This is a genomic window from Paraburkholderia saeva (assembly GCF_907164555.1).
Classification (GTDB): domain Bacteria; phylum Pseudomonadota; class Gammaproteobacteria; order Burkholderiales; family Burkholderiaceae; genus Paraburkholderia; species Paraburkholderia saeva.
In genome coordinates, this window is record NZ_CAJQZC010000012.1 from 117,806 (window position 1) to 135,189 (window position 17,384).

The 17,384-nt window shown below is 61.9% G+C and carries 10 protein-coding genes and 1 pseudogene; all 11 read left to right on the forward strand.

Going from position 1 to position 17,384, the window contains the following annotated elements; genetic code table 11:
* Positions 1–321 precede the first annotated feature (321 nt).
* The 11 genes and pseudogenes from LPA36_RS25580 to LPA36_RS25630 all read left to right on the forward strand — a co-directional run bounded on the left by LPA36_RS25580 (position 322) and on the right by LPA36_RS25630 (position 17,375).
* Entirely contained in the window at positions 322–1,914 is a 1,593-nt protein-coding gene (locus LPA36_RS25580) for a sugar ABC transporter ATP-binding protein (RefSeq protein WP_228882896.1), read from the forward strand.
* On the forward strand, positions 1,914–2,933 hold the full coding sequence (locus LPA36_RS25585; protein ID WP_228882898.1) for an ABC transporter permease: 1,020 nt from the start codon (positions 1,914–1,916) through the stop codon (positions 2,931–2,933). Before LPA36_RS25580 ends, LPA36_RS25585 begins: the two co-directional genes overlap by 1 nt.
* A gap of 168 nt (positions 2,934–3,101) precedes the next feature.
* Positions 3,102–4,100, forward strand: a pseudogene (locus LPA36_RS25590) (LacI family DNA-binding transcriptional regulator); the annotation flags it as partial.
* A gap of 134 nt (positions 4,101–4,234) precedes the next feature.
* Positions 4,235–5,125, forward strand: a complete 891-nt coding sequence (gene rbsK, locus LPA36_RS25595) for a ribokinase (RefSeq protein WP_407674336.1) — start codon at positions 4,235–4,237, stop codon at positions 5,123–5,125.
* A 331-nt stretch (positions 5,126–5,456) separates the two neighbouring features.
* On the forward strand, positions 5,457–7,205 hold the full coding sequence (locus LPA36_RS25600; RefSeq protein WP_228882902.1) for a methyl-accepting chemotaxis protein: 1,749 nt from the start codon (positions 5,457–5,459) through the stop codon (positions 7,203–7,205).
* Positions 7,206–7,496: 291 nt separating this feature from the next.
* Positions 7,497–8,258, forward strand: a complete 762-nt coding sequence (locus LPA36_RS25605; protein ID WP_228882904.1) for a 2-keto-4-pentenoate hydratase — start codon at positions 7,497–7,499, stop codon at positions 8,256–8,258.
* Positions 8,259–8,880: 622 nt separating this feature from the next.
* Positions 8,881–10,803 carry a PrkA family serine protein kinase gene (locus tag LPA36_RS25610; protein WP_228882905.1) on the forward strand — a complete coding sequence of 641 codons (1,923 nt, stop codon included), beginning with the start codon at positions 8,881–8,883 and terminating at the stop codon, positions 10,801–10,803.
* Positions 10,804–10,929: 126 nt separating this feature from the next.
* Entirely contained in the window at positions 10,930–12,201 is a 1,272-nt protein-coding gene (locus LPA36_RS25615) for a YeaH/YhbH family protein (RefSeq protein WP_228882906.1), read from the forward strand.
* Positions 12,198–13,877 (forward strand): SpoVR family protein, encoded by a 1,680-nt coding sequence (locus tag LPA36_RS25620; protein WP_228882909.1) that lies wholly within the window; start codon positions 12,198–12,200, stop codon positions 13,875–13,877. Before LPA36_RS25615 ends, LPA36_RS25620 begins: the two co-directional genes overlap by 4 nt.
* A gap of 1,024 nt (positions 13,878–14,901) precedes the next feature.
* Positions 14,902–16,197, forward strand: a complete 1,296-nt coding sequence (locus LPA36_RS25625) for an MFS family transporter (RefSeq protein ID WP_228882910.1) — start codon at positions 14,902–14,904, stop codon at positions 16,195–16,197.
* Positions 16,198–16,484: 287 nt separating this feature from the next.
* Positions 16,485–17,375 (forward strand): TauD/TfdA dioxygenase family protein, encoded by an 891-nt coding sequence (locus tag LPA36_RS25630; RefSeq protein WP_228882975.1) that lies wholly within the window; start codon positions 16,485–16,487, stop codon positions 17,373–17,375.
* Positions 17,376–17,384: the final 9 nt, after the last annotated feature.

Here is a 17,384-nt window from a genome sequence, read left to right on the forward strand (position 1 = left end):
CCGTGAGCCGGTGCCGCTCCCGCGCGCGCCGGTTCGCTGCTTTTCAACGGGCGCTCAAGAAAGACGCGCTGCCGCCGTTATTGCACAGATAGACGTCATGGCGGCAGCCTCCGGCACCACACGTACCCATGCATGCCGGAATGGGCACGGTATGGTTAGATCACGCGAACGGGGTTGCGCCCGAGGCATGCGCCAAACCCGGCCCGGGGCAGCCTGCACGGCCGGAAGACCGGCCACCATGACACAGGCAGTCGGCCACGGGCTGGCTCGCGGCAGGGATTGCGCGAAAGCCCGTGTGGACGCTGCAAGAACAGGAATGCGATGGATCTGACTGCTCAGGAAGCACAGCCGGCCATTTTATCCGTCACCGGCATCGGCAAGACGTATGTCGAACCGGTGCTCGCCGACGTCGACCTCGACCTGCATGCAGGCGAGGTGCTGGCGCTCACGGGTGAAAACGGTGCGGGCAAGAGCACGCTGTCAAAGATCATCGGCGGACTGGTCGATCCGACGACCGGTACGATGCGCCTCGGCGGCAGCGCGTATGCGCCCGCCAGCCGCAGCGCGGCGGAAGCGCTCGGCGTGCGGATGGTCATGCAGGAGCTGAACCTGCTGCCGACACTGTCGGTGGCGGAAAACCTGTTTCTGAACCGCCTGCCGCAAAGCGGGCCGTTGCGGCTCGGCTGGATCGACCGCCGCAAGCTGCGCGAAGACGCGCGCGAAGCCATGGCGCAGGTCGGGCTCGACGCGATCGATCCGGACACGCTCGTCGGCGAACTCGGCATCGGGCATCAGCAGATGGTCGAGATCGCGCGCAACCTGATCGGCGACTGCCGGGTGCTGATTCTCGACGAGCCGACCGCGATGCTGACCTCGCGGGAAGTCGACCTGCTGTTCGAGCAGATCGGCCGGCTGAAAGCGCGCGGCGTCGCGTTGGTCTATATCTCGCACCGGCTCGAGGAACTGGCGCGCGTCGCGGAACAGATCGCGATCCTGCGCGACGGCAGGCTGGTGCATGCGGACCGGATGGCGAACCTGACGAGCGATCAGATCGTCACGTTGATGGTGGGCCGCGAGATCGGCGAGCGCATCGACCTGGGCGTGCGCAATATTGGCGCGCCGCTGCTGAAGGTCGAAGGCATGGGCCGCGGCGACGTCGTGCGCGACGTGTCGTTCGAAGTATGCGCCGGCGAGATTTTCGGTGTGAGCGGGCTGATCGGCGCCGGCCGCACGGAACTGATGCGGCTGATTTACGGCGCGGACGTCAAGGATCGTGGCACGGTATCGCTCGCGCCAACGCCTGGCGCGGCGCCGGTGCCGGTGCAGATCGCGACGCCGACCGACGCCGTGCGCGAGGGCATCGCGCTCATCACCGAGGACCGCAAGGGCGAAGGCCTGCTGCTGCCGCTGCCGATCGCGGCCAACGTGTCGCTCGGCAATATCGGCGCCGTCGCGCGTCACGGCGTGGTCGACGCGAGACGCGAGAACGCGCTCGCGATGAAGCAGATCCAGGCGATGCGGATTCGCAGCGCCGGACCCGCGCAGCCGGTGGGCGAACTGTCGGGCGGGAACCAGCAGAAGGTCGTGATCGGCCGGTGGCTGGCGCGCGACTGCAGGGTGCTGCTGTTCGACGAACCGACGCGCGGCATCGATGTCGGCGCGAAGTTCGATATCTACGGCCTGATGGGGGCGCTCACGCGCGAGGGCCGGGCGCTCGTCGTGGTGTCGAGCGACCTGCGCGAGCTGATGCTGATCTGCGACCGGATCGGTGTGATGTCGGCGGGACGGATGACAGGGATTTTCAGCCGGGATGACTGGTCGCAGGACGCGCTGCTCGCGGCGGCGTTCGCCGGTTACCGGAGTCGCGAGGCGCTGCTCCATGCGCCCGTAACGAACGAAGCAGGGAGTACGTGATGACGAACCTGACGAACCAGCCGGACGCCGCGCCGCCGGACGATCCGTCGGCGCCGGTGCCGGCCGGCAAGCCTGCCGGGACGCGTCCTGGCTTTTCAAATTACCTGGGTCTCGCCGGCGCGCTGCTGGCGATGATCGCGTTGTTCTCGGTGCTGAGCGCGCATTTCCTGACCTACGACACGTTTGTCACGATCGCCAACCAGATTCCCGACCTCGTCGTGATGTCGGTCGGCATGACGTTCGTGCTGATCATCGCCGGCATCGATCTGTCGGTGGGCTCGGTGCTGGCGCTCGGCGCGTCGGTCGTGAGCGTCGCCGCGCTGAAATGGGGCTGGGGCGCGTTTCCCGCCGCGCTGATCGGTCTCGCGGCCGCCGCGCTGACGGGCGCGGTCACCGGGGCGGTCACGGTCGGCTGGCGGATTCCGTCGTTTATCGTGTCGCTGGGCGTGCTGGAAGCGGCGCGCGGCCTCGCGTACCAGATGACGAATTCGCGTACCGCCTACATCGGCGACGCCTTCGACTTTCTGTCGAACCCGATCGCCGTCGGCATCTCGCCGGCGTTCCTGATCGCGGTGGCGGTGATGATCGTCGCCCAGTTCGTCCTGACGCGTACCGTGTTCGGCCGCTATCTGGTCGGCATCGGCACCAATGAGGAAGCCGTGCGGCTCGCGGGCGTCAATCCGCGGCCCTACAAGGTCATCGTGTTCGCGTTGATGGGCGCGCTGTCGGGGCTGGCGGCGCTGTTCCAGATTTCGCGGCTCGAAGCGGCCGATCCGAACGCGGGCGTCGGGCTTGAACTGCAGGTGATCGCGGCCGTGGTGATTGGCGGCACGAGCCTGATGGGCGGGCGCGGCTCCGTGATCAGCACGTTTTTTGGCGTGTTGATCATCTCGGTGCTGGCAGCGGGTCTCGCGCAGATCGGCGCGAACGAGCCGACCAAGCGCATCATCACCGGGGCGGTGATCGTGGTCGCAGTCGTGCTCGATACGTATCGCAGCCGGCGCAAGCGCAAGGCATAACGAAGATTGCAGTCGGGGTCGTTGCAATAGCAGTAGCGGCAATCGCAGTAGAAGTGGAAGCAAAATGAAACTGGGCCAGTCATTGATTGAAAAAGCCGGCGGCGCATGCGTGAACGCATTGCGTGACAGACCAGCTAGCAACAAGAACGAGCAGGAGAGAATCGGGTTATGGCGACGATCAAGGATGTGGCGGCCGTGGCCGGCGTATCGTTTACGACGGTATCGCATGTCGTCAACAATTCGCGGCCGGTGTCAGCCGACGTGCGCGCGAAGGTCGAGCGCGCGATCAGCCAGCTTCACTATGTGCCGTCAGCGGTTGCGCGCTCGCTAAAGGCGCGCGCCACGGCGACCATCGGTCTCGTGGTGCCGAACAGCACGAATCCGTATTTCGCGGAGCTTGCGCGCGGAATCGAGGACGGTTGCGCGCGCAACGGCTACTGCGTGTTCTTCTGCAATTCCGACGACGACCCCGCGAAGCAGCGCAATTACCTGCGCGTCCTGCAGGAAAAGCGGATCGACGGGCTGATCATCGCGTCGGCCGGCGACGACGCCGTGCTCGCGCAGAGTCTTGCCGATGCGCGTGAGCCGCTCGTCGTCGTCGATCGCAACATCGAAGGCCTCAATGCCGATCTGGTTCAGATCGACCACGAGAAGGGCGCCTACCTGGCGACGCGGCATCTGCTCGAACTCGGGCATGCGCGTGTCGGTTGCATTACAGGTCCCGTCGATACGGCGGTGAGCGCCATGCGCGTGCACGGTTTCATCCGCGCAATGACCGAGCGCGGCATTGAAATTCCGTCGGGCGCGATCGTCGAAAGCGATTTTTCGGGGATGGGCGGCCATCGCGCAGCGAGCCAGCTGTTCAATACGGTGCAGCCGAGCGCGATTTTCGCGGGCAACGACATGATGGGCATCGGCGCGCTGCGCGCCGCGGCCGAGCGCGGCATCAGCGTGCCGCGCGACTGCTCGATCATCGGTTTCGACGATATCGAGCTGGGGCGTTTCACGTATCCGGCGCTGTCGACGGTCGGACAATCGGTGCGCGCGCTCGGCGATATGGCCGCGCAGACGCTCCTCGAACGCATCACGGGCCCGAGCGACGCGCCCACCCGCCGGCGCGTCGTCGCGCCGCGGCTGATCATCCGCGAGTCGACTTCGGCGTTCATGGGTGCATCGCGCCGTCACGCCGCGACCGGCTGCCACGCGGGCAACGTCCAGGTACACGGGCTGTCTCACGGTTCTGGGCACGACTGAAGGAGAAGGATGTGGCAATAGAAGGGACGCGCGGCAAGGTTGCCGTGATGGGCAGCCTGAACATGGATCTCGTCGCGCGCGCACCGCGTCTGCCGCGCCCCGGCGAAACACTCGCCGGACACGCCTTCGCGCAGGTCGCGGGCGGCAAGGGCGGCAATCAGGCCGTCGCCGCGGCGCGGCTCGGCGCGCAGGTGGCGATGATCGGCTGTGTCGGCGCCGACGCGAACGGCGCGCAGCTGCGCGCCGGCCTCGAAGCCGAAGGCATCGACTGCGCGGCGCTCGAAACCAGCGATTCCACATCCACCGGCGTCGCGCTCATCATCGTCGACGACGGCAGCCAGAACGCGATCGTGATCGTGGCCGGCAGCAACGGCGAAGTCACGCCCGCCAGCATCGCGCGTCACGAAGCGGCGCTCGCGGCGGCGGACGTCGTCGTATGCCAGCTGGAAACGCCTCCGGAGACGGTCAAGGCGGCGCTCGCGACAGCGCGGCGCATGGGCAAGACCGTCATCCTGAATCCGGCGCCGGCGGTCGGTCCGCTGCCGTCCGACTGGCTTCCGCTCATCGATTACCTGATTCCGAACGAACTCGAAGCTGCGACCCTGACCGGCCTGCCGGTCGGCACGCCCGAGGAAGCCGCCGTGGCCGCGGCGGCATTGCGCAAGGCCGGCGCGCGCAACGTGCTGGTGACACTGGGTGCGCAGGGCGTGCACGTCGCGCTGGAAAGCGGTGAATCCGCCCATTACGCCGCACCGAAGGTGAAAGCCGTCGACACGACGGCGGCCGGGGACACGTTTATCGGCGGCCTCGCAGCACAGCTCGCCGCCAGTGCACCGGTCGATGAGGCGATCCGCTTCGCCCAGCAGGCAGCGGCGCTTTCGGTTACGCGCGAAGGCGCCCAGCCTTCGATTCCGCATCGCGCGGAAGTGACGGCCTGACCCCATAATCAGGCCGCAGGTAATCCGGCGCATTAATCCTGGTATTTATCCTTGTATCCACGGACGGCATTTTTAAATGCCGTTCAGTTAATCGACGGTTAATCCATTGATTAATCGGGTGATTAACCAGTCAAAATCCAGCTGATGGGTATTTGTAATTTATCCCTGGGTACGCGGCTGTATTAATCAGACAATATAAAAACTTCAAGTCCTGATCAGGGGTGCCGTAAACAGGTTTAGAGCGCCGGTTCTACGCCGGAGCAAACGTGTGCGCGGCGACATTCGGCTTCTGCGCATGCCGGTTTTCATCCGATGGAATACGGGAAGAAGCATGTTGAACAAGGGCATCACGATCAAAACGCGCATCGGTCTGACGATGGCGTTCCTCGCCGCACTGTTGATTGCAATTGGCGGGCTCGGTCTCTTTGGAATGAACGAGGCGAACGATGCATATCGGGGCACTTTCACCAATGAAATGCCAAGTGCCGAGAGTATCGTCGCCGCCGAACTTTACGTCGCACGGGAGCGTCTCGCGCTCGACCGCTCCGCATTCCAGATCGGCACGCCGGACGCGGTCGCAACACTCGAACGCGCCCGTCTGATGCGCTCGAAATCGGAAGCGGCATGGAAGCGGTACATGGACCTGCCGCGCGAGCCCGAAGAGGATCGCCTGACGCAGGACGTTGTCGCGAAGCGCGCAGCCGTCTATCAGATTGCGGACGCGTTCGCGGCAACCGTGACGGCTGGCGACCAGGGCAAGGTGCTCGAACTGGCCAGGCAGCTACAGGCAGCGCATAGCGACCTGTCGACGGCGGACGAGGCGCTCAGCAAGTACCAGTTCGAACAGGCAAAGGACGGCTACGAAACCGCGCAATCGAACTACGCGACATTTCGCATCGTGACAGCGGTCGCAATCGTCGCCGGACTGCTGGCCGCGTTCTTTTCGTACATTACGCTGCGCGGCGCGATTGCCCGGCCGCTCAACGAAGCCATCGAGCACTTCGACGCGATCGCCACGGGCGATCTGCGTCGCCCGGTTGTGGTGCGTTCGCGGGACGAGATGGGGCAGTTGCTCGAAGGCGTCGGCCGGATGCAGCGCAGCCTGATTGAAACCGTGCGCTCGGTGCGCTCGGGCAGCGAATCGATTGCCACTGCGACGCGCCAGATCGCGGCTGGCAACATCGACCTGTCCTCGCGTACCGAAGAGCAGGCTTCGGCGCTGCAGGAAACCGCGTCGAGCATGGAAGAGCTGACCGGCACCGTGAAGCAGAACGCCGACAACGCCCGCCAGGCGAGCGCGCTGGCTGCCAACGCGTCGGAGATTGCGAACAAGGGTAGTGCAGTGGTTGGGCAGGTCGTCGGCACGATGGGCGACATCAACCAGAGTTCGGCGAAAATCGCGGACATCATCTCGATCATCGAAGGGATTGCGTTCCAGACCAACATTCTTGCGCTGAACGCGGCGGTCGAAGCGGCGCGTGCCGGCGAGGAAGGCCGCGGGTTCGCCGTCGTGGCAGGCGAAGTGCGCAGCCTCGCGCAACGCTCGTCGGCAGCGGCGAAGGAAATCAAGGAACTGATCGACACGTCCGTGGAGCGCGTGCAGTCGGGCTCGGCGCTCGTCGACGAAGCCGGCCGCACGATGACCGAGATCATCGGTGCAGTGCAGCGCGTGACCGACATCATGGGCGAAATCGCCGCCGCCTCGGAAGAGCAGAGCAGCGGCATCGACCAGGTCGCACGCGCCGTGACGCAGATGGACGAAGTGACGCAGCAGAACGCGGCGCTCGTCGAGGAAGCGGCTGCTGCAGCGCAATCGCTGGAAGACCAGGCGGGCAAGCTGCGCACGGCCGTCTCTGTGTTTCATCTGGACGATGGTCCGGCTGACCCGACAACGGCGCCGGCACGCCGGCCGGTCGCGGCAACCGCGCCGACGCCAGCCCGCAAGGCTGCGCCGGTGGCCGCCGTACGGCCTGCAAGCGTCGCGCCAGAGAAGAGTGCCGCATTCGCAGCACCCGCCCCAACGCCGCGCGCGCCCGCGATGGCAGCGGCAGGCAGCGACAAGGACTGGGAAACCTTCTGACGAACGCGGCGCCGCTGCCACATGGTGCTACATGGGGTGCTACGGCGGCGCAACAAACGGATCCCGTCGAGAGACCGTGGTGGCTGGCGTATGTCGGCCACCACGGTCTTTTTTCGTCTTCAGAATAATGTCCTGACGCGGGATCGACGCGGTTCCGGTACATTGTCGGGCGCGAAGGTTGCTCGCGCGGCATGACATGGAAGGGTGGGCCCGTCGCGGGCGTCATGCCGCTTCGAAGCAGTGAACACGTCGACAACCATAATCAGGCACGAAAGCTGGAAGGGATCCGACATGACGCAATACGACCTCGTTACACGTCTCGTGGAAGCGCGCCAGCAGCATCGCGCGATCGATGGACTGTCGCCCGACAGCCTGCCTCCCGATGCGGCCAGCGCCTATGCGATCCAGCAGGCTGTCATCAGCGGACTGGGCACCACCACGGGCGGCTGGAAAATCGGCGCGAAGAGCCCCGGCGGGGCGGCCTCAGGCGCGCCGATTCCTGCAACGTGCATGATCGCGTCGCCCGCCAGCGTGGCGCACAGCGGGTTCTTTCACGTGCTGCTGGAGCTGGAGGTTGCGTTCTGCTTTGCCGAGCCAGTCGAGCCACGCAACGTGGCCTGGGCGCGCGACGAGGTGCTCGCGCGCGTGGGCGTCATGCTGCCCGCCATCGAGATCGTCGACAGCCGCTTTGCCGACTGGCCCGAGGTCGCGCCGCTCGCGCAGCTGGCCGACGCGCAGAACAACGGGGCGCTCATTACAGGGTCGCCGGTGCCCTACGCGGGGTTTGCGCGCACGTTCGACTTCGTTTCCCCAAAACTGGAACTGACCATCAACGGCAGGTCGCTCGTGCCCGAGTCGACTGGCAATCCGGCAGGGGACCCGCGCGAACTGCTCGTCTGGTTCGTTAACCATTGCGCCGCTATGGGTATCGCAATCGATCCTGAATGGACCATCACCACCGGCACGTACCTCGGTGCCCACCGCATCGAAGAGCCGGGTACCGTGCATGGACGCATTCACGGTCTCGGCGAAGTGGATATCGTCCTTACATAAGGTCGCCTGAATGTGACACGAGGGTGCATCGGACGCACCCCGGATATCCCTGTCGCGCGACACGGCGCAATGCGTACCCGATTACGCGCTGTTACACACTCCCTCATGCAAAAAGTAACAGGCACTGCATCCAGTTGCAGCGTGTGCCTGTACCTGCCGTAAACCCGTTTGTGTGCACCAGTTGCCCCGATCGCGCGTTGTGGGAGAGAAGCCGCATCGGCAGCATGGATGGGGCGGGCACAGATGCAATGCAGCGCGGATGAACGTGGTCGTGCCCACATGCGTCGCGCACGTAATGTGCGCGCGCAGACATCAGAACGAACGTGTGTTTGCGATTGTCTGATTGACGAACGTTTATGCTGTATCAGCAGCGGTTGCGTCGGCACCTGTGTCGCTTCCGATGCTGCGATGGGACTGCACGGCACCCTCTGTGTGGCGGAAGATTGTAGGTGACCCGAAATTGCTTTTCCAGGGGACGAATGTAACGACGCGGTTGCGGGACGATTTTCGCAACGTAGTTCGTGAAAAAAAATTTAAAAGGGTTTAGGATGAATTCGAGCGATGTTGTTTCCGATTAGCGCGCCGCGCACGACATCGGTCTAGACTTCGGCGAGGAGGTAGCATGGATATCTACGGCAGTTTCGCGACCCGCTTCGAGAAAACCCGGGAGGATGAACTCTCGCTCGAGGAGTATCTCGCGCTCTGCAAAGACAATCCCGCCGCGTACGCCACTGCCGGCGAACGCATGTTGACGGCAATCGGGGAACCCGAACAGATCGACACCCGCAACGATCCGCGCACGTCGCGCATCTTCGCGAACAAGGTGATCAAGGTATACCCCGCGTTCCGTGAGTTCTACGGAATGGAAGAAGTGATCGAGCAGGTGGTCGCATATTTCCGGCACTCGGCTCAAGGGCTCGAAGAAAAGAAGCAGATTCTCTATCTGCTCGGGCCGGTGGGCGGCGGCAAGTCGTCGATTGCGGAACGTCTGAAGCAACTGGCCGAACGCGTGCCGTTCTATGCGATCAAGGGGTCGCCTGTGAACGAATCGCCGCTCGGGCTTTTCGATTACGACGAGGACGGTCCGATCCTCGAAGAACAGTACGGGATTCCACGCCGCTACCTCAAAACCATTCTCAGTCCGTGGGCGGTCAAACGCCTTCACGAATACAACGGCGACATCCGCAAGTTCCGCGTTGTACGTCGCTTCCCGTCGATTCTCCGGCAGATCGGTATTGCCAAGACCGAACCGGGCGACGAAAACAATCAGGACATTTCCTCGCTCGTCGGCAAGGTCGACATTCGCAAACTCGAACAGTACGCACAGGACGACGCCGACGCATACAGCTATTCCGGCGGCCTGTGTCTTGCGAATCAGGGCCTGCTCGAATTCGTCGAAATGTTCAAGGCGCCGATCAAGGTGCTGCACCCGCTGCTGACTGCAACGCAGGAAGGCAACTTCAAGGGCACGGAAGGCTTTGGCGCGATTCCATTCGACGGCATCATCCTCGCTCACTCGAACGAGTCCGAATGGAAGGCGTTCCGCAACAACCGCAACAACGAAGCACTGCTCGATCGTATCTTCGTCGTGAAGGTGCCGTACTGCCTGCGCTACGGCGAAGAAATGAAGATCTACGAGAAGCTCATTCGTAACTCTTCGCTGGCGAACGCGGTATGTGCACCGGGCACGTTGAAGATGATGTCGCAGTTCTCGGTGCTGACGCGTCTGCACGAACCGGAAAACTCCAGCCTCTTTTCGAAGATGCAGGTGTATGACGGCGAGAATCTGAAGGACACCGATCCGAAAGCGAAATCGTTCCAGGAGTATCGCGATTTCGCCGGTGTCGATGAAGGCATGACGGGCGTGTCGACCCGCTTCGCGTTCAAGATTCTTTCGCGCGTGTTCAACTTCGATTCGACGGAAGTCGCGGCGAATCCGGTGCATCTGATGTATGTGCTCGAACAGCAGATCGAGCGCGAGCAGTTCCCGCCGGAAACCGAGCAGAAGTATCTGTCGTTCGTGAAGGACGTGCTGGCCTCGCGTTACGCGGAATTCATCGGCAAGGAAATCCAGACCGCCTATCTGGAGTCGTATTCCGAGTACGGGCAGAACATCTTCGATCGCTACGTGACGTACGCGGACTTCTGGATTCAGGATCAGGAGTTCCGCGATCACGACACCGGCGAGAGCTTCGACCGCGCGGCGCTCAATGCCGAACTGGAGAAGATCGAAAAGCCCGCGGGTATCAGCAACCCGAAGGACTTCCGCAACGAGATCGTCAATTTCGTGCTGCGCGCACGGGCTGCGAATGCCGGGAAGAATCCGGCATGGATCAGCTACGAGAAACTGCGCGTCGTGATCGAAAAGAAGATGTTCTCGAACACGGAAGAACTTTTGCCGGTCATCTCGTTCAATGCGAAAGGGTCGGCGGAGGAACAGCGCAAGCACGAAGATTTCGTCAACCGGATGGTCGCGAAGGGATACACGCCGAAGCAGGTGCGGCTCCTGTGCGACTGGTATCTGCGTGTGCGCAAGTCGTCATGACACACGAGGCGTACCGCCCGCGTCGGGCAACGGCGCGGGCACCTTGCGAGGCGCAAGCCGCATGGACATGAAGTTGCATGCGCAACTTGCGTCTCGCGCTCCAGAAATTCGAGCGGGAGACCGGGTGTGCTTCATCAAATCATCGACCGCAGGCTGGCAGGCAAGAACAAGAGCATTGCAAACCGCGAACGTTTTCTGCGTCGCGTAAAGAACTATATTCGTCGCGCCGTATCGGAAGCGGTGCGCGACCGCAGCATCAAGGACATCCAGAACACGCAGAGCATCACGATTCCGCGCAAGGACATCGCGGAGCCTTCGTTCCGGCACGGCCCGGGCGGCAAGCGTGAAATGGTGCATCCCGGCAACAGCGACTACATTCGCGGCGACAAGATCCCGCGCCCTGGTGGCGGAGGCGGTGGCGGCGGCGGAAACAGCGCGAGCAACGAAGGCGAAGGGCAGGACGACTTCGTATTCGAGTTGAGCCGCGAAGAATTCATGCAGTACTTCTTCGACGATCTCGAACTGCCGCGTCTCGTGAAGACGCATCTGCTTGCCGTGCCGACATGGAAGAGCATCCGCGCAGGGTGGGCGGCTGAAGGCACGCCGAACAACATCGACGTCGTGCGTTCGCTGCGCAGCGCGCTTGGCCGACGCATCGCACTCGGCGCGCCCCTCGTCAACGAACTGCATGAACTCGAAAAGCAGCTCGAGGAAATGAAGGCCGATCCGGCCGACCGTCGCGACGAGATCAAGGCGCTTGAAGAGGAAATCCATCATCTGCGCGGCCGCATCTGGCGCATTCCGTTCATCGATCCCTTCGACCTGCGTTACGTGAACCGCGTGAAGCAGCCTGAGCCGTCGAGCCAGGCGGTCATGTTCTGTCTGATGGATGTCTCGGGCTCGATGGACGAGCAGCGCAAGGATCTCGCCAAGCGCTTTTTTATCCTGTTGTATCTGTTCCTCAAGCGCAACTACGAGCGCATTGAAGTGGTGTTCATTCGTCACCACACCCGCGCCGAGGAAGTCGACGAGGACACGTTTTTCCATTCGACGGAGAGCGGCGGCACAGTGGTATCGAGCGCGCTCGAACTGATGACGAAGGTGATGGAGGACCGGTATTCGCCGAGTGAATGGAATATTTACGGCGCTCAGGCATCGGACGGCGACAATTGGACTGACGATTCGCCGAAGTGCCGCAAGATGCTTGCAGATGACATTCTGACGAAGGTGCGCTATTTTGCGTATATTCAGGTCACGCCTGAAGAGCAGAATCTGTGGCTCGAATACGCGCAGCTTGCGCTGACTGCGCCGCAGATGGCCATGAAGAAGGTGGAAACGGCAGCGGATATTTACCCGGTTTTCCGGGAACTGTTCGAAAAGCAGGTGGCGTCCTCATGACTACACGCCATCTGCACAACGAAGCGCGCGGCTACCAGCCAGAGCGCGGCAAGGGCGCGAAAGAGACGGATTCCGGTAGCGCCGGACCGGCCGGGGCAGCAGCAGCACCTGGGCAAACCGCGGTGCCCGTGGACGGGCAAAGGGAAGTCCGTATGAATGTGTCCGATAGACGGCCTCTGCCGTGCCCGTCCGACTGGACCTTCGAACTCATCGAAGAATACGATACGCACATCTCCCATGTTGCAGAGCAGTATGGGCTCGACACGTATCCGATCCAGCTCGAACTCATCAGTTCCGAACAGATGATGGACGCGTATGCGTCTGTCGGCATGCCGGTGAATTACCGGCACTGGTCGTTCGGCAAACACTATCTGTCGACAGAAAAGAGCTACCGTCGCGGGCAGATGGGGCTCGCGTACGAAATCGTCATCAATTCGAATCCGTGCATCGCGTATCTGATGGAAGAAAACACGATGACGATGCAGGCGCTTGTCATCGCGCATGCGGCGTACGGACACAACTCGTTTTTCAAGGGCAACTATCTGTTCAAGCTCTGGACGGATGCCCACGCGATCATCGATTACCTCGTGTATGCGAAGAACTACATCGCGGAATGTGAGGAACGCTTCGGACTTGACCGGGTGGAAGAACTGCTCGATTCGTGCCATGCGTTGATGAACTATGGCGTGGACCGTTACAAGCGTCCGCAGAAGCTTTCGCTGGCGAAGGAATCGGCGGCACGTCGCGAGCGCGAGGCGTACCTGCAGTCTCAGGTGAATGAACTGTGGCGCACGTTACCTTCGAAGAAGGAAGCGTTGCCTGAGGAAATTGAGGGTCGCTATCCGCCTGAGCCGCAGGAAAACCTGCTGTATTTTGCGGAAAAGAATTCGCCGTTGCTGGAGCCCTGGGAACGGGAAGTGATCCGGATCGTGCGCAAGGTGGGGCAGTATTTCTATCCGCAGCGACAGACGCAGGTCATGAACGAAGGGTGGGCGACGTTCTGGCATTACACGTTGCTCAACACGCTGTATAACCAGGGCAAGCTGGAAGACGGCTTCATGATGGAGTTTCTCCATTCACATAGCAACGTTGTATACCAGCCGCCGGTGACGAAGCCGTATTACAGCGGCATCAATCCGTATGCACTGGGTTTTTCGATGATGAGCGATATCCGGCGCATCTGCGAAGCGCCTACGGATGAAGACCGGCAATGGTTCCCTGAGCTGGCTGGCAGCCCGTGGCTGGAAGCGTTGCATTACGCGATGCGCAACTTCAAGGACGAGAGTTTTGTTGCGCAGTATCTGTCGCCGCATCTGATTCGTGAAATGCGGCTTTTTTCGGTGCTGGATGATGACATGCGGGACGCGCTGGAGGTTTCTGCGATTCACGACGAGAGCGGATATCAGTACGTGAGGCAGGCGCTGTCACGGCAGTACGACATGCATCATCGTGAGCCGAATATTCAGGTGTGGTCGGTGAATACGCGTGGCGACCGGAGTTTGACGCTTCGGCATTTCATGAGTGACAACCGGCATCTTTCTGGTGATAGCGAGGAGGTGCTCAAGCATATGGCTCGCCTCTGGCAGTTTGATGTTTTTCTCGAGAGCGTTGATGAGAATGGGACTGTGAGGAAGCGGTATGAATGTCGGTATGTGGCGCCCTTGATCAGGGTTTGATTTTTTTGTTGTTCTGTCTGGATTTTTTGTTTTTGGCCTTTCCTTGAAGTCATGTCGGTCTATTGGTGTTGCCCCTTTTGCGGGGCGGCATTTTGGGTTTTTCGTGCCGAAGCTGGGTTTCTGCTTTGGCCTTTCCTTGTATTCGTGTCGGTCTATTTGTGTCGCCCCTGTGCGGGGCGGCACTTACTTTTCTTTGTCCCCCAAGGGGACTTCCTTCGGGGCGTCTTCCAAAGAAAAGTAAGCAAAAGAAAGGCGCTTCGAGAACTCGGTTTTTCTCGGTGTGTCATTAGTGGGGAATGGCAACCCGCGAAGTGTCGCCCCCACACTTCATGGGACATAGGTCCCCGCGCGATTCCAGCCCGCGCGCATTCCACTCCCGTGACAAAGCCGTCATCCACCCGACTCCGCGCTACGCGCGTCGTCGACCGGCATAACCTTTCTTCGCCTCTGGTTCACGCCAATCGCTTCACCCATCGCAGCCCGAATCCGGTGGCGCTGAGCGGCCGCACCGCGACGAACGGAGTGCGGAGTGGGATGAATGAGCGCTGTGTCACGGGCGGTGCTGTGCGGGAGATCAGATCGCGCGCGGACCCATGCGGCTTCACGCGCGGGGGCGACACCTCACGGGTTGCCATTCCCCAGAGATGACACACCTGGAAGAGGTGAGCTATCGAAGCGCCTTTCTTTTGCCTACTTTTCTTTGGAAGACGCCCCGAAGGAAGTCCCCTTGGGGGACAAAGAAAAGTAGGTGCCGCCCCGCACAGGGGCAACGCTAATAGACCGACACGAATACAAGGAAAGGCCAAAAGCAAAGAAACAGCTTCGGCACGAAAAAACCCAAAATGCCGCCCCGCAAAAGGGGCAACACCAATAGACGGACATGACGTCAAGGAAAGGCCCAAGGAGAAACCAAAAAACCCGCAAACCCAAACCTTACATCCGGTAAAATCCCGCCCACGAGACAGACAACAAAAAAACCAGTACCAGAAAAAACCAGCGAGCACGAAAAGGAAAACCAGACCCGATGACCGACCACACCATCCTCCAGCCTCACGACACCCGTCGCCGGATCTTCGCCATCGTCGGCGCGTCGTCTGGCAATCTCGTCGAATGGTTCGACTTCTACGTGTACTCGTTCTGCGCGCTTTACTTCGCTCCAGCATTCTTTCCCAGCGGCAATACAACAACGCAACTGCTCAACACCGCAGGTGTCTTCGCCGCAGGCTTCCTGATGCGGCCGATCGGCGGCTGGTTCTTCGGTCGCCTCGCCGACAAGAAAGGCCGCCGCACTGCAATGATGGTTTCCGTGTTCATGATGTGCGGCGGCTCGCTCGTCATCGCCGTACTGCCCACCTACGCGCAGATCGGCGCGCTCGCACCCGCACTCCTGCTCGTCGCGCGACTCTTCCAGGGGCTGTCGGTCGGCGGCGAGTACGGCACGAGTGCAACCTACATGAGTGAAGTCGCCCTCAAGGGTCGCCGTGGTTTTTTCGCGTCGTTCCAGTACGTCACGTTGATCGGCGGGCAGCTCTGTGCGCTCCTCGTACTCGTGATCCTGCAGCAGACACTCTCCACCGAGGAACTGAAGGCGTGGGGCTGGCGTATTCCGTTCGTCGTCGGCGCAATGGCTGCGCTCGTCGCGCTCTATCTGCGTAAATCGCTCGATGAAACTACTACCGCCGAAACGCGTCGCCGCAAGGAAGCAGGCACGCTGCGCGGGCTCTGGGCGCACAAGGCCGCGTTTGCAACGGTGCTCGGTTTCACGGCCGGCGGCTCCCTGATTTTCTACACGTTCACGACTTACATGCAGAAGTACCTCGTCAACACGGCCGGCATGCATGCGAAAACAGCCAGCAACGTGATGACGGCCGCGCTCTTCGTCTACATGGTCATACAGCCGCTCTTCGGCGCACTGTCGGACCGCATCGGCCGCCGCACGTCGATGATCCTGTTCGGTCTTTTCGCCACCATCGGTACCGTGCCGCTGCTCCATACCCTGAAGGACATCACGAACCCGTACGCAGCGTTCGGGCTGATCGTGGTGGCGCTCGCGATCGTGAGCTTCTACACTTCGATCAGCGGTCTGATCAAGGCCGAAATGTTCCCGCCTGAAGTGCGCGCGCTCGGTGTCGGGCTTTCGTATGCGCTCGCCAACGCGATTTTCGGCGGCTCGGCGGAATACGTCGCGCTGTGGCTCAAGCAGGCCGGCAACGAACCCCTGTTCTACTGGTACGTCACGGCGCTTTGCGCGATCGCAGGCCTCGTGTCGTTCCGCATGCGCGACCCGGGCAAGGAAGGGTACCTGCGTAACGAACCGTAAGCAGCACGCGCTTCGCAACGCGTCAGAACGGCGGCTCCGGTGTTTCCGGTGCCGCCGTTTTTTATTGGGCGCCACGACAGGTGTTTCCAGGCCAGCATGGCGCTATCCACTCCAGCAGATAAACGTATCGGATTTACTTCGTTGCCGGCGACGGGCTGCATCCGTAGATTGACGGGTTGAAAGAGCGTCTTGCGACGCTCGCCATCCGACTATCCGATGAAGAGTTTCGCGTGACACCAGCTATCTCCGCCCATGTGCCCGCTTACGGGACCGTTGACCGGTCCGGCATCGAAGCCAATCTCCCGCCAACCGGAGCCGCGCCATCGCAGCGCATCGAAATCCGCGCGTTCGATGCGCCCGCTGGCGCCGAGGTAATCGGTCTCGACCTGAATCTGCCGCTCAGTGCGGACGATTTTGCACGTATTCATCGCGCGCATCTCGATCATCACGTACTGGTGTTCCGGGATCAGCGCATCACGCCCGATCAGCACATCGCGTTCAGCCGCCGCTTCGGGCCGCTGCAGATTCACGTGTTGCACCAGTTTCAGCTGGCCGGTTATCCGGAAGTGCTCGTGGTGTCCAATATCGTCGAAGACGGCAAGCCAGTCGGACTCGGCGACGCGGGCCATTTCTGGCATTCCGACCTGTCGTACAAGGAGAGACCCAGTCTCGGCTCGCTGCTGCACGCGCAGGAATTGCCGGCCGAAGGGGGCGATACGCTCTTCGCCAACATGCATCTCGCGTGGGACACGTTGCCCGCGTATCTGCGCAACGCGGTCGAAGGGCGGCTCGCGCAACACACCTATCTCGCGAAATACGCGGAACTGCAGCGGCGCAGCCCGTGGCGTCCGGATCTTTCGGCCGAGCAGATCGCGCAGGTGAAGCCCGTTCTGCAGCCCGTCGTGCGCACGCATCCCGAAACAGGCCGCAAGGCGCTTTTTGTCAGCGAGCACTTTACGACGCACATCGAAGGCCTGCCCGACGACGAGAGCCGCGACCTGCTCGATGCACTCTTTGCGCACAGCGTGCGGCCCGAACATCTCTACCGGCACGTCTGGGCAGAACACGATCTGGTGTTCTGGGACAACCGCTCGCTGATGCATCTCGCTGCCGGCACCCCCGACCATCTGCGTCGCAAGATGTATCGCACAACCATCGAAGGCGACGCGCCGTTCTGACGGCCCCAC